A 16207-nucleotide genomic window follows, 5' to 3' on the forward strand; every position below is an offset into this window, starting at 1 on the left:
TTATTCCATCATGATTTGAAGCAGCGGTTTATAATCACGCTCGTGACTGAAACCAATACCCGCCATTTCTTCGACAATGAAGCCGATTGGTCGGGCATTCGATGCGGCTCGCGACTCCTCTTGGATCAAGCCGATCGGTCGCCCATTCGCTGCGGCTCGCGGCTCTTCTTGGATCAAGCCGATCGGTCGCCCATTCGCTGATGCTCGCGGCTCTTCCTGGATCATACCGATCGGACGCCTATTCGCTGATGCTCGCGGCTCTTCCTGGATCAGGCCGATTGGCCTGTCGTTCACAGCCGGAATCGATAACGACTTGTTCATCACGCTCGGCTGGGTCTGTACGGCAGCGACCGGTTCGGGCTGCTTAGTCTGCTCCAGCCAGAACCGGCGCTTGTTGAACCGGACAGGCTCGAGCGGCTGTCTGACCTGCCGAGCCGCGGCCGCCTCGTATTCCGCCATAACCAGATGCGCATTCGTCCCGCCGAAGCCGAACGAACTAATACCGGCGCGTCTCACTCCATGGCGAGCTTTCCATTCCTTCGCCGCTTGAATCGGATAAAAAGGCGAATCCGCAAACGTAAAGCGCGGGTTCGGCTTATCGCAATTCAGCGTAGGAGGCAGCTGGCCATGATAGACAGACATCGCAACTTTAATGAAGCTAGCGACGCCTGCTGCGCTCAGCAGATGGCCGATGTTCGTCTTCACGCTGCCGATCGCGCAGTACTGCTTCTCGCCGGCAGCGGTGCCGAACGCTTTCCCCAGCGCCTTAAGCTCGATCGGATCTCCGATCATCGTTCCCGTGCCGTGAGCCTCCAAGTAGCCGATCGATTGCGGATGAACTCCGCTTCTGCGGTGCGCTTCCCGGATTACGTCGCACTGCGCTTCCGGATTCGGTGTCGTAATCCCCATTGTCCGGCCATCGTTATTTATCGCAGCACCTTCGATCACCGCATAGATCCGGTCTCCGTCGGCAATAGCCCGATCGAGACTTTTCAGCAACACCGCGCCGCAGCCTTCGCCCAAGACGAAGCCGTTCGCCTTCTCGTCGAACGCATGAATCATGCCATCCGGCGAGAGCGCCTTGCCTTCGCTTAGAAGCAGATACGGATTTTGATCAAAATTCAGTTCTACCCCGCCGGCAACTGCCACTTCAGATTCGTCCGTCAGCAAGCTCTGGCAAGCCAGATGGATGCTGACCATCGACGAGGAACAAGCCGTGTCGACGACGATGCTTGGCCCCTTGAAATTGAAGTAGTGCGACAGCTGCGCAGCTGCGAAATTTTGCCCCAGACCGGTAATCGCGCTCTTGGTCAGCTTGTCCTTCGGGATTTGGAACGGCCCGATCCGGGTTCCGACGAATACGCCGACGCGGCGGCCCCACAGCTCTTCCTCCCGGTATCCTGCGTCCCGGAGCAAGTCAGCCGTCACCTCCATCATCTTCCGGATGTTCGGGTCCATCTGGTACGCTTCATCTTCGCTCAGCTTGAAATAATCAGGATCGAACATCTCGATGTCCCGGATAAAGCCTCCCCATTTGCTGATGCTCTTGCCCCGTTCATAATCAGGCGAATAATACTGCTGCGCATTCCAGCGTTCAGGCGGCACCTCGGTGATGCTGCATGTCCCGCTCATCAGATTGCTCCAGTACATTTCCTTGTTCGGAGCACCAGGGAACTGGCAGGCCATCCCGATCACGGCAATGCGCTTGGAAGGCTGCGCTTCCTGCATTTTGCCGCTTGCCGCTGATATCGCCGGCATGGCGTCAGTGCCTGCGGCATTGCCGCTACCGAATGAGGCCAACTTGCGTTGCACGGCGAGCACGGGGATTGCGCCTGAACCGGCAGCATCGCCGGCATTAGGAAGCACCGGATCTGCTGATGCGGAAGCAGCGTTCACCTTTGTATCCGCCTTTCCCGGCATATTCGGTGGCGAAGCAGCAGCCTTGCCGCGACTTGCCGGATCGGCACCAAAGCCCGCTTGCGAACGGGCGCGCTGCAAGTAAGCCGACAGCTCGCCTAGATTCGGATGCTCCAAGAAGGCCGAAGGGTCGACTTGGATGCCAACCAATCGCTCTACTTTCGGCACCATCTCCGCGATAAGAATCGAATCGACGCCCAGGTTCATGAACGAAGTATGCTCGCCAATTCGGTCACGATTGATTTGCAGCTCATCGGCAAGCAGCTGCTTCAACTGCTCTGCCATGCTTAGGTCAGCATCCTTAAGAACCTCGTTCTCCTTAATCGGCAGAGCGGCATGTTCCTCATGTTCTTGTTGAACCAGCCCTTCCATCAGCACCGGAGCAAGCTCGACGCCTTCCAGCGAAACAAGCGTGTCTCCGTTCCTGTCCAGCAGCAGAACATCCAGCTGCTCTTGTTGGCCGTCTTCAGGCACCGTCCAATATGCGTACACATAACGGCAAGCTGACAATGAGCGGCGGATATAAATCCGACTCACAGCGACCGGGTTTAAGAAAGCATCGTCCGTCGCAGCAGAGCGAAGGGCGAATAAGACCGATGCAGCACGGAATGCGCTTTCGACCCTTTCCGGAGCAAGCTTCATTGAAGCCGCTTCCCCTTCGCCTTGCTCCTCTTCCCCTGGACGTAAAGTAAACAGTACTTCCTGGCGGTCGGCGGCGATATGCTCGGCAACGGCATACAACGGCATGAAGTCCGCCTGTCTGACCGTTAACTGCTTATAATAGTCCGCACCGGTCATGGACCAGCCGTCCGACGATGCCTTCACGCGCTCGTCCAGCTCCAACCCAATCCTTGCAATGTCAACGGTTGACCGAATTTCATCCACGGTATCCGAACGCAGTACAGCCTGAAGGAAGATTTGTTCCCCTTCCGGCAGAAGGTTGCTAGCGACTTCGGCGCAAATGCCGGACTGCTGCGGATACAACCGCGTGCTCGCTGCCGCGCCGGGCGCCAAGCCCATTAATTGGCCGGACCAACGAACGCCGTTCAACTGTCTGACCGGCCCGCCGCCTGCCGCCTCGCCCGCTGCCCTGATCAGCTCTAAACCGATCGCCGAAGAGCCTGCCGCTTGTCCCGCCAGACGGAATTCATCAATATAGCGGTCTTCATGGCTCATGACCGATTTAAACTTCAGCCCCGACAGATCCGATTCGTTGCTGTCGATGAACGGGTGGATCCGAGCGGCCGGCTTGCCTGAATTACGGTTTCGGTCGGAATGCTGCTGCGGTTTGATTTGCTTGAACCAATACCGTTCCTTCTGGAACGGGTAGCCCGGGAGCCCCGTGAACCGGCACCCGGTTGGGCGGATCATCCGGCTCCATACGATTGGGGTGCCGTTTACCCACGCCTCGGCAAGCTTCTCCAGCTTGCCGCTGTGCAGCCAACTGTCCACGACGGCCCGGAATGCTTCGTCTCCCTTCAAGAAAGCGAATCGGTTGTCGGCGCTATTGCCCGTGAAGAGCTCTTCGTGCGGGGTTCCATCCCCGAGAACGAACGTTGCCAGCTTGCGGATACATTCCTCGATGGAAGCCGCGGCAAAAGCAAGCCGCTCCTCCATCGCCTCGCGCCCTTCCTGAAGGGTGTACGCTAAATCGTCCATACGAAGCTGCGTACCAACCACAGACGCCCCTTCTTCCTCCAGCGACCGTTCGCTCTGATTGTGAACGATGTCTGCAATGAAGCTTGCCACTGCTTGAACCGTGCGATGGCGCTCGAATATGGAAGGGCTAAGCTCCAGGTCGTACTTCGCATTCACCTGTTCGGCCAGCGTTGCAACGGTCAATGGATCGAGCCCATATTCGTCCCATGATTCCCGTTCTTCTTCAAGCGAATCAGGCTGTGCCAAGCCGCAAGCGAGAGCATGCAGCTCCCTGCGGATATCAGCCTGCAGGCTGCCTTTATCTTCTGCCGTACGAATTGGCAGCACATTAATCTGGCCGCGCAAAAAACGCAACAGTGAGTCGGCGTATTTTACGAGGCCATCGCGATTCGGCGCGGACAGCACAAACAATTGCGGCGTTTGAACTTCTGGCGTTCTCGGTGCCTTGTCTTCATATTCTTCCAATATGAGATGGGCGTTCGAGCCGCCAGCGCCGAACGAACTAATGCCTGCCCTGCGCGGCAATGCACGACCACTTCCGCCATGCCTAGAAACTGGCGCCGTCCAGTCCGACAGCTCGCGCTGCAGCCGGAAAGGCGCGGCTTCGAAATCGATATTCGGATTGGCCGTCTCGGCATGGAGGGATGGCACTAGCAGCTTATGCTGCATTTGCATCAGCACCTTAGTGACAGCCGCCATGCCGGCGGCAGACTCCAGATGCCCGATATTCGACTTCACAGAACCAAGCGCGCACGGCTGTCCGTCTTCCCGTCCGCCGAACGCGTGAAGCAGACCTGCCATTTCAATCGGATCACCGAGCGATGTCCCGGTTCCATGCGCTTCCAGGTAACTGACCGTGACAGGGTCGACACCCGCTTTTCGATAAGCTTCCTTGATCACTTCGCCTTGGGCATTCGGATTCGGTACCGTAAACCCGTTCGTTCTTCCGCCGTGATTGATCGCCGAGCCTTTGATGACGCCATATATCCGGTCGCCGTCGGCAATCGCCTTGCTGAGCGGCTTCAGCAACACCGCACCGACACCCTCGCCGGGCACATAACCGTCGCCGCCTTCCCCGAAGCTTCGGCAGCGGCCGTCGCTCGCAACGAAATTCCCTTGGCTCAACATCAAATACTTGTTCACATGGAGCGACAAATTGACTCCGCCCGCAACTGCCAAATCCGACTCGCCGCTGCGGATACTGTCGCAAGCCAAGTGGATGGCCGTGAGCGAAGACGAGCACATCGTATCGACCGCCATGCTCGGTCCAGTTAATCGGAAGAAATAAGAGACTCGGTTAGCGATGGAGGCGAACGAGGAGCTGAGCGCCATCGTATTGCCCTTCAGCGTTTCCTCCGCTCCGAACAACTCGTATTGTCCATACATGACTCCAACGAATACGCCAACCTTGCTGCGATGAAGCTTCTCCCTCGTGTAGCAAGCGTCTTCCATCGTCCGCCATACCGTCTCCAGAAACAGCCGTTCCTGAGGGTCCATATAGACCGCTTCACGAGGGGCGATCTGGAAGAACAACGGATCGAACTGGTCGACATCTTCTAGGAAGGCGCCCCATTTACTGTGCGTTCTGCTCTTGTCAGAGCGGTCTTCGGAATACCAATCGCGATAATCCCAGCGGTCCGCCGGAATTTCTGTGACGCAGTCCTTGCCCGCTTGCAAGTTCGACCAGAACTCGTCGATATTGCCCGCCATTGGATACCGGCCCGCCAGCCCGATAATCGCAATGTCTCTGTCAGCTCCATTGGCTTGGCCAGCAGCCTCCGGCTGGACCTGCTCATCGCCGTCGGCCGAAACCGTATGCCGCGGCGGAATACGGCTTTCCGATGGAGGAGCCGCTTCCACGGGAACACGCTCGCTCGGAGCCATATCATTCTGCTGCTGCTTCGATCGGCTATTATCACGCAAGGCTGACCCGAACAGACCACGCAGCGTCTCTTGGTGCTTCAACTCGAAATAATCGGCGAGCTCCTCCAGCGTCTGGCGTTCAAACATAAGCGTCTTGGACAGCGGTCCGAACGTTTTCTCCAGCTCCCGGATTAAGTTGACCGTCGCAATCGAATCGATTCCGTATGCATCGAAGCTCTCCTCGGTATCGATCAGTTGAGGCTTTATTTTCATCGTCTTCGCAAAAACCGATTTCAGCATGCCGGTCAAACGTTCTCTTACATCATCATCAAGGCCGTCGCGGTCATCGCGGCCGGAGCTGGCTGCACCGGCCGTATCCGCCGTATGCTGCATGGCAACAACCGGCGGATCAACAGCCGTCGTCGCTGCTCCTGCAATTGCCGACGGCTTCGTGCCCGAACCGAACGTCTCCCGGATTCGACTGCCGTTCCCGTATAAGGCAATCAATCGGCTCGAACCAGAAGCCAGCGCCGTCTCAAGCATTCGCATGCCTTCGTGAGCGGGAACGGGCAGCATGCCCGTCACTTGCTCCATATGCAGGATGGCATCCGGATGCATGCTCATTCCAGTGCCGCTCCAGAGCGGCCAATTTATGCTGAGCGATTGACCTGCCGCGCCGGAATCGGTTCTCCAATTCGCGTACTCGTCCTGAAAAGCGTTGGCGAATGCATAATCCGACTGTCCTGCGTTGCCGGCAACAGCCGACACGGAGGAGAACAGCGCAAAGAAACGAAGCGGCTCGCCGCGCGTTGCGGCATCCAGTTGGACGGTGCCGAACACTTTGGACGCCAATACGGCCGCCATCTCCTCGTTGCTTTTCGTTCGTAAGTAAGAATCGTTCAGTTCGCCCGCGCAATGAAACACGCCTTTAATCGGTCCGAATCGGTCCTTCCCTTGTTGAACCAAGCTGACGGCGGAAGCGGCATCCGACACATCCGCTTGAACATAGACCGCGTCGCCGCCCAGCGACCGAATCGCTTGCAGACGTTCCTCTATCCGTTCGGACCAGGGACTTCTGCCTGCCACAATGAGCCGGGCTCCCGCATGCTGCGCCAAGTAGCCGGCAACCTCGTATCCAATCCCGCCCATTCCGCCGGCAATTAAATAGACGCCATTCGTTTCCCATACAGCGGAACCGCCATTCCTTGCGGAAGGCTCAAGCTCTGTGAAGGCTCTCACATGTCGATAACCGGACCTGTAGAGGACTTCGATCGACGACCCTCGTTCCGGAGAACAGCGTAATTCTTGCAGCAGCGCCGATTGAAGCTCCCCGCCCCGCTTGCCAGGCTCATCGTACATGACATTCAACAACGTGCAAGTTAAGGCCGGGTATTCTTGAACCAGTGTATGCAGAAACCCGCTTAGCGCTTGATGAAGCGGATGGCAGCTGCTTCCCTCTTGTCCGGCATGCATTGTCATTAGGCGAACCGCCCCTGTATATCCGCTGCCCGTCAAAGCGCGGGACAAACCCGCCATAGCGAACAGCCCTTGTATCAGCTGACTTTCCATCTGTGCGTTCTCCGGACTAAATCCTTCGTGAAGCCACGCATGCACGACGGTAATCGAATCACCGCCGGATTCCTCCAAATTCAGCTCGGATACAAGCCGGTCATAATCCGTCTGGGAAGAGAGGTTCAGCTCGTAATGCTTGCCGCTATGCTTCGTGAACCTCGAGCCCGGAACGACGAGGACCTGCTTATCGAAATCATTCAGCTCTTCTAAGGTTCGGAAGAGCGAATCGTCCTGATCAAAGAGCAGCAGTATGCCTGACGGACGGCGGTCCTCAGAAGGGATATCCGCTTCGGAAATCCGCTCCCATCCGGGGACGTAATAGATATGTTCATGCTCAGGCACCGGAAGGGACGAAACGGACTCTGCCTTGCTGCGCTTCAAGCTTTTAATCAGCTCAAGGCCTTGCTCGCGCGACAGTTCTCCGCTTTCGATACGCCGTATCGTCCTGCTCAATTCCGTCCGGTCATCCATTGATCCAACCTCCTACCAGCTGTTCTACTGCATCGGCCGACAGCTCGCCGGTCAACATTTGCTCCAGCCAATCTTCAACCTCTTGCTCGGCCGGAATCGCATCTGTTGCCGGTTCGCTTGCCAATGCGGTCCTTCGCAAAACCAATCCTCTCAGAACAGCTGCTTCATTGCCCTCGGCATCCAATAGAGAGACGTCGTACCGTTTCTCCGCACCTTGCCGTTCGCCGCTTTCTCTTGGAAGACGTTCTATGGCATAAGCAAAATGGACCGAAGCGTCCGTATCATAAACGTCCAGCGAATCGGCGCCGAATGGAAGGTACGAATCCAAGCTTCCTGACAGACCGATCGATGCCGCCGCAGCCGTCTGGAACGCGCCGTCGAGCAGTGCAGGATGAATCGTCCCGCTGGAGCCGCCCCAATTCAGCGCATCTGACGGCGCCTGCAGCTCCGACAACGCCTCCTCATCCGAGTACGACAACGACTGCACAACTTGGAATGACGGACCGTATTCCATTCCCGCTTGCCGAAGCTTTGCATAAAAATGATCGCCCGGCGAACGGCCGCCGCAGCGGCCGCGAACCGCATGCAGATCAATCGAAGCAGCCCCCCGGCCGATCACCGAAACATCTCCGAATTCGATTTTTCCGGCGGCATGTACAATCTCGTCAGCCGCCCATTGCGAAGCGACAACGAATACAGCACCTGCTCCGTCCGCCTCAAGCCGAATTTCCGCCTGTACCGGCACGTCGCGGACAATAAGCGGATGATGCCAGGACAAGCCGGTTAACCGAACCGTTGCCTGCCTGTCGGTCGACCGGTTCCCGGCTGCCCACGCCATCGCCAAATAAGCGGCTGCCGGCAGTATCTTCACATGGCCAGCCCGGTGATCGCGCAAATATGGCTCGTCGCCGGTCCATTTTTTGAGAAACCGCTGCGTCTGCATCGTGGACACATTGCTGTCGAGCATCGGGTGGATGCCCGCAGCCGCCGAGACAGACGTTCGATCCGGCAGGCTTACGTTGTCATCCGAAATCCAATACCTCTCTTGCGCAAAAGGGTATGTCGGCAGCCCGATCCGACGCGGAAGCCGTGTATACATCGCCTTCCAATCGATCTCAGCGCCAGACAGCCATTCCTGAATAACGGCAGGGGCATGAACGTTGTTCTGGTCTTCGACCGATCCAGAACTTGCCTTCCTCTTGCGCTTCCCTTTCAGGCTGGACTGGAATGCGCCTTGCGGAGCTTCGCCGCTCTGATGGAAAGCCGCCAGCTTGCTCGCCGCTTCTTCAAGGCTCGCAGCAGACAATGCGATTCGTTCCTCCATAGGTTCGCGGCCCGTCTGCAGCGTGTAGCAAAGCTCGTCCAACCGGAAACGGGACCGCTCCGGATGATCTGTCAGCTCATGCCGGATATACGATGCGATCCGTCCTGCATATTCGCGAAGACGGTCGCGGTTTTTGGCCGACAGCACGACGATTGAAGGTCCGCTTTGCTCTTCCCGTCTGAAAGAATCGCCTGATGGGACATATTCTTCAACAAGGACGTGAGCGTTGGAGCCGCCTGCGCCGAACGAGCTGATTCCTGCCCGGCGCGGATATTCGATCGCATGTCCTTCTTTCATTAATACCGGCCTCTCCCACGACATCGGCTGCTGTGCGACATAGAACGGACTTTGCTCAAAATCGATTTTCGGATTCGGCGGCTGCGAGTGAAGCGAAGGAGCGATCGTCCCATGGTTCATTTGCAGCACAACCTTCGTCAGCGCGGCGATGCCGGCGGCTGACTCCAGATGGCCGACATTCGATTTCACTGTTCCGACCGCGCAATAATTCATGTCCGGCGTGAACGTCCGGTAAGCTTTCGTTAAGGCGGCCACCTCGATCGGATCGCCGAGCGACGTGCCCGTTCCATGCGCTTCGACATAGCTGACCGTTCTCGGATCGATGCCGGATTTACGCAGCGCGTCGACGACCAGATCCGCTTGAGCGGCTAAGTTCGGGACGGTAAACCCGCTCGTCTTGCCGCCGGAATTGATGGCCGTCGATTTGATTACACCATAGATCCGGTCTCCGTCTTTCACTGCATCAGCTAACGGCTTCAGCAGAACGGCCCCTACTCCTTCCCCGTCGACGAATCCGTCCGCGCCGTCTCCGAACGCTTTTACTTGATCGCCGTGCGAGAGCATGCCTACGGACGAATAACGCGTATAGTGGGCCGGATGAAGAATAAGATGTACGCCGCCGGCAATCGCTGCCTTACACTCTTTGCGTTTCAGGCTTTCGCACGCCAGATGAAGCGCCGTCAGCGAAGAAGAGCAGGCCGTATCGACGGCCAAGCTCGGACCGTGCAGGTCCAGCACATAGCTGACTCGGTTCGCGATGGACCAGAAATTCGAATGCGCATGCGTCAGGATGCCTTGCGTCGTCGCCTGCGCGCCCAGCCATTCATAGTCCGCGTTCATGACGCCTACGAAGACGCCGATCTGATGCGCCATGTCCGATAACTCCCGGCGCGTAATGCCCGCATCCTCAAGCGCCGCCCAAGCGGTTTGCAGAAACAGCCTCTCCTGCGGGTCCATCCCTTCCGCTTCGGCGGGAGAAATGCTGAAAAACAACGGATCGAACTTGTCGACGTCCGACAGGAAGCCGCCCCATTTGCTGTATGTTTTGCCCGGAGCGCCCTCGCTCGTATCGAAGTAATCCTGCCATCTCCACCGGTCGGACGGAATTTCCGTAATGCAGTCACGACCATGCAGCAGATTGTCCCAATACTGCCCGAGATCGTCCGCCTGCGGATATTTGCCGCTTACGCCGATAATGGCAATGTCCGTAACGCCGTCATCAGGCAAGCTGGTCTGTACGTTGTCAGCCGCTCTTGCTTCCCGAGACACCTTCACTCCATCCGCTTCCGGTGCCTCGGAGCGTTCAGTTTCCCGCTGCACTCCGATATCGCTCGCACTCAGCATACGTTCCAGCCGTTCTTTATGTTGAGCTAACAAATAGCCTGTCAGCTTATCGGCCGTCATATATTCGAACAGAAGAGTCGATGGCAGCTTGCCGAAATCCCGCTCCAGCAGCCGGTTAATATCAAGCACCACAACCGAATCGACGCCGTACGTTTCGAACGTTTCGCTCGGATCGATTTCGTCCGGGTCCAAAGCCAGCGCTTCGGCAAAGACGCCGCAAATATAAGCTGTCGTCCGTTCCCTCAAGACGCTGTCCGGCAGAGTATCCGTCACGTCTGCAGCACTGTGACTGCTGACCTGCGCAACGGGAATCGCCGGCTCAATCGTTATCCGGAACATCTCATGCAATCGATTCGCATGATGGGACAACAAATAATCGGCCAACTTTTCAATTGTCATATATTCAAACAACAATGTAGAAGGCAGCTTGCCGAAATCCCGCTCTAACAGTCGGTTAATATCGAGCACTACGACCGAATCGACGCCGTACGCTTCGAACGTCTCGCGTTCGTCCATTTCTTCGGCGTCTAACGCCAGCGCTTCGGCGAACACTCTCCGAATATAGCCGATCGCCTGCCGCTCCAGATCCCCGGCGTCAACCGCCGCAGTCTGGGATGTAGCTGTAACGCCCACTGCACCGCCATTGTTATACGTAACAATCGCAGCCGATCGATCACGATAACCTTCCTGCGGTGCAATTCCCATCTTCTGAAGGAAAGCCCGCTCCGCTTTGAAAGGCATCACCTGCTTCTCAGTACCGGCCGTAATCCGGACGACGGCATCTATGCCTTCTTCCGGCGTAATCGGATGAATCCCCTGCGCGAGCAGCTTTTTATAGTGCCATTCGTCCGATGCAACGCCGACCGATCCCCAATACCCCCAATTGATGACACGAACCGGATAAGGCCGCAGCTCAGCCAACGACAGCGCATAAGCATCCGTGAACGAGCTGCCGGCCGCATAGTTCGCTTGGCCTGGACTTCCTGCCAGCGAGACAGCCGAAGAGAAGAACAGCATAAAATCAAGCGGTTCGTCTGCTAACGCATTAGCCAATACGACGCTGCCTTCCGATTTGGCCGACAGAACCGTCATTAAGTCTTGTTCGGTCATCCGCTTAACAGTCACATCCCGCAGTACAGCAGCGGAATGAACCGCTCCTTGAATCGGACCGAACCGCCGATTGGCTTCCTCAACGGCAGCATGCATGGCAGCGCAGTCGGATGCGTCAGCTTGTACATACAGTGCCTGACCGCCCGCTTCTTCGATCATTCGAAGCCGGTTCCGCTTTTCTTCATCCAGCGGACTTCTGCCGGTAAGCACAAGACGGGCCTTCAAGGTGCGGGCCAAATAGAGCGCCAACACATGGCCAATGCCGCCGGCACCGCCGACGATCATATATACGCCTTGATTGCGGAATGGCAATTCGCGCGGATCGGCGGCAGGCAGTCTGGCTGATGCCATGCTGCGCGTATGAACGACGCCGTTCCGTACCGCCATCACGGTCGTCCCGTCAACCTGCCTCATTCGAAGGCGGAGCGAGTTCGCAAGACCGCTCACGAACGAATGTGCAGCTTCTTCACGCTCCTTGACATCGACATCCAGAATGCAAACGCCAAGTTTCGGTTGTTCCAAGCCAAGCGTCAGCGCGAAACCGACCAGTTCCGAAGCTGCCGGATCGACCCGTTCTCCGCCGCGTACTCGGAACACGCCGCCCGTCACAACCGTAACCATAAGCGGCATGCCGTCTTCATCGATACGGGACAGCAGCGGCTTCGCCAACCTCAGCAGCTGTACAACTCCCCGGTCCCGGGTTTCTTTTAACGCGCGTAACGTAAGCTCCGTACTAAACTTCTCATTAACCCCCCCGAGGAAATAAACATGGTCGACCGGCCCGATCTCGCTCAAGCAGACCTGATAAGCTGCCGGATCGTTCTGATCCGCTTCCCAACGTCTGCCGCCGACCCGGCGTGTTGAACTAGAGCCATATTGAATGATGAACAAGTCGCCCAAGCCGCGCATCTCGTCCAACAGCCCGTTCCAACGCGCTTCCCAATAATCGGACCCGATGAACAAAATCCGTTGCCGATTACTGCCAAGGGAGTCATGCTCCATCAAAGCGCTGGCATCTGCCGGCTTCCATTCGGGAACGAACAACCATTCCTCGGATTGCACCGATTGCCCAGCCGATTTGATTTCCCGCAAAGCGATTTCTTTCACGCGCAAACAAACGGTCCCGGATTCATCCATCATTTCAATGCTGAACCGGTTCGGACCCGTCACTCGCGCGTAAATATACGCTTGCGTCGGCAGCGGGTCGATCCATTCAAGGCCTTCCAAAGCATAAGGGATGAGAACCGTTCCAGCTCCATCACGCCTGTCAACTGGTTGAATGCCTTTGAGCGTCTGAAGGACGCAGTCCAGAACGACCGGGTGCAGCTCGTACTTCGCACTATCACGAGCTGCTAGCTGCGGCAGCCGGAAGAATGCCAGCGACTCCGTGCCGCTGCCCCATACCTGCTGCAAACCTTGGAAGTACGGCCCATAGGCGACATCTCCGCTTCTCTCCGGCGTATATGCCCATTCTTGCCCGCCCAAATAACGGCACCGTGCCTCAATGTCGGATGGGACACTGCGCCGGTCGGTCTCCGGACGGCTCGCGGAATCCGCTTGCTGAAATTCAGCACGCGCATATATTGCAGACGCTCCGCCTCGGCTTCCGGCCAGTTCCACCAGAAGCTCGCCGCTGCCGTATTGTGCAGTTACGGCGACCTCTTGCTCTTCTTGGTCAACAACGACCGGTTCCAGCCACACGATCCGCGACAACTTCCAACCGTCGCCTGCGGTCCGCCTCGCCGCATATAAAGCCAGCTCGATCTGAGCCGCTCCCGGAAGCACGGCTCTGCCATCGACACGATGGTGATCCGCGAGAATGTCAGACTTCTTCAGTATGACCGAATAGGTATTCACGGCCGGGTAGCGAGCATCCGCCGCTGCTGAATGCACAGACGCCGAATAACCCCCTGCAGCCTTCTGCGGGGAGCTCGGAATCCAACATCTTTTACGTGCGAAAGGATAAGTAGGCAGTTGTGCTTTTAACGGAAGCGGACCGCCGCTTTCCGAGTGACGACGCCAATCTATAACCGTTCCGGAAGTCCATTTTCTCGCCGTTTCTTCCAATATCCAATCGACAGACTCCGGAACAGAATCGCCGGTGCGCGATTTGACCCGTCCGGTGAATAGCCCCTCCGGTTGATCCCCGCCGGCGAACTGCCTTAGCACGGAAGCCATTTCATGCAGGCTGCCTGCCGTGAAAGCGAGACGTTCCTCCATCTCCTCCCGGCCAGTCTGAAGCGTATGCGCAATCTGGCGGAGCGTCATTCCGCTGTTCCGCTGAAAGTGATCCGCTGCATAATCGCCGATCCTGCTTGCATATTCCACAAGGCGCTCCCGGTTACGAGCCGACAGTATGATAAGTTCTTTGTCCTGTGGAGAATCAGATACGGCAGAAAGACGGTCATCCACATATTCTTCGAGAATGATATGGCCGTTCACACCGCCGAAGCCAAACGCGCTGACGCCTGCGCGCCGAGGCAGCAGCTGCCCCTTCGCATCTCTCACCCGATGCCATTGCTCCGTCGTCCGTGCCGGATAGAAAGGACTGCCATCCAACTGGATATAAGGATTCAGCTCGTTCAAATGCAGACTTGCCGGAATTTGTCCATGCTTGATCGATAGAATGACTTTCAAGACGCCTGCCATTCCTGCTGCCGCTTCGAGATGGCCGACATTCGTCTTCACCGATCCGAACGCGCAGTGAGGAGCCGCAGGCTGCGGCAAGTTCCGTTCTTCGTACAGCCGGTTGAACGCTTTCTTCAGCCCGTTGATTTCGATCGGGTCTCCCAGGCTCGTCCCGGTTCCATGCGTCTCGATATAACCGACTGTCGAAGGGTCGATACCCGAGTTTCTCCAGCAATCGGCAAGCAGGTCCGCCTGTGCATTCGGATTCGGCGTCGTCAGCGTATTCGCATGCCCGCCATGGTTCGTCCCAGAGCCTTTGACCAGCGCATAAATATGATCTCCGTCGGCAAGCGCCTTACTAAGCGGCTTCAACAGCAGCATACCGCAGCCTTCGCCGCGCACATAGCCATTCGCATCCTTATCGAACGCTTTGCACTGGCCGTCCGGACTGAGCATGGCCGCCTTGCTTAGCCCGATATAGTAAGTTGGGCGAAGAATAACGCTGACGCCGCCGGCAAGCGCAAGATCGCATTGGCCGGCGCGGATTGCTTCCACCGCCTTATGGATGGCGACGAGCGAGCTGGAGCACGCTGTGTCTATCGGTTCGCTCGGTCCGTGCAGGTTGAGCAGGTACGAGACCCGATTGGCTATCATGCAATGGGCAAGGCCGGTAGCCGACAAGCCATTCGGCTCGACGCCGCTTTCCATCAGCACTTCGCCGTAATCCATACTGCCTACCCCGATGTATACGCCCGTATTCGAACCGGAGAGCGCGGACGCCTTGTATCCGGCATCCTCGATCGCCTTCCACGCCTGTTCGATAACGAGACGCTGCTGGGGGTCCATTAAACCGGCTTCTTTGGGAGACAGGTTAAAAAACAACGGATCGAACTTATCGACGTCGTTCATAAAGCCGCCCCAGATTACGTTCGTTTTGTTCGGCTCCGTCATCGGATCTCCGTAGTAATCACGCCAGTTCCACCGGTCTTCCGGAATTTCCGTGACAAGGTTTTCGCCTGCGGCTATTTTGCTCCAGAAGATGTCCGCATTATCGCATTGCGGCATGACCCCGCTGATGCCGATAATCGCGACCGGTTCAACGGCTGCACCCTCTTCGATCTGATGCTCCCGTCCGGATGCTGCCTTGATGCCGGCAAAAGCCTGGTGTTCCGTCGCTGTAGGCTGCGCAGCCGGTGCCATCTCCGCCGGGGTTGGAGCAGGAGCCGGCACATCAATCCAAGGCACCGAATCTGCCGGGTCGGCATGTAAGTGCGGTATGAAGCCCGTTTCCTTCTCTTCGGCAACCGATTGCCCGGCCGCGGCAGATTGCAGCTTGTCTTTATACGTATGCGCCAAATGCTCGGAAAGCGATCCAACCGCCGTATACTCGAAGAAGACGGACGGAATGAGCTCGAAGCCGAATCGGTCGTTCAGGAAGCTGCTGAAATTCATAAAAGAAATCGAATCGAAGCCGTACTCGCTCCAGTCCGTATTCAGACCGATATCCGCAGCCGGCACTTTCATAAATTCCGCTACGCTCGCGACCAGATCCCGCCTTGCTAATTCCAGCACATCAGCGTCGGTCATCTGCCGTTTAGCAGGTGACAGTGCAGCTGCGGAAGCAGCGGCTGTCTCCTGTGCGCCCCGGTTACCCGCTGCCACAGGGCGAAGCAGCTCTTGACCGGCCAGCCCGAATGCGGCTCTCATCTTCGGACGGTCACCGCTTAGCACCATGAACCGGGACTCCGGTCCGCTTAGACCGCGCTGCAGCGCACGGAAACCGTCCTTCAGCTCGAGCAGTTGTATACCCAGCCTGCGGCTCACCAGCTTGCCCGCTTCCTCGTCGACCTTCATTCCGCCGTCACGCCATAACGGCCAGTTGACGGACAGCGTCCGGCCGCTCCGCATGCCTTGATTGCGGAGCCGTTCGCGGTATTCCGCATAATAGTCCATGAAGCCGTTGCCATAGGCATAATCGCTCTGGCCCGCGCTTCCGAGTTCCGCCGATATCGAGGAGAAGAG

General features: G+C 57.3%; 2 protein-coding genes (1 of these 2 running past the window's edge). Both read right to left on the reverse strand.

The genetic code is table 11. The features are described from left to right. Nucleotides 1–7482 (reverse strand): SDR family NAD(P)-dependent oxidoreductase, encoded by a 7482-nt coding sequence (locus tag PKO01S_RS04605; protein ID WP_127530130.1) that lies wholly within the window; start codon nt 7480–7482, stop codon nt 1–3. Continuing rightward, nucleotides 7475–16207: the 3' portion of an SDR family NAD(P)-dependent oxidoreductase gene (locus PKO01S_RS04610; protein WP_127530131.1), read on the reverse strand. The gene runs 1305 nt beyond the window's last position; 8733 of the gene's 10038 nt are visible here — the last part of the coding sequence; its start codon lies off the right edge, out of view; it ends in the stop codon at nt 7475–7477. The genes PKO01S_RS04605 and PKO01S_RS04610 overlap by 8 nt, the downstream gene beginning before the upstream one ends.

Source organism: Paenibacillus kobensis NBRC 15729, from assembly GCF_004000825.1.
Lineage (GTDB): Bacteria > Bacillota > Bacilli > Paenibacillales > Paenibacillaceae > Paenibacillus_T > Paenibacillus_T kobensis.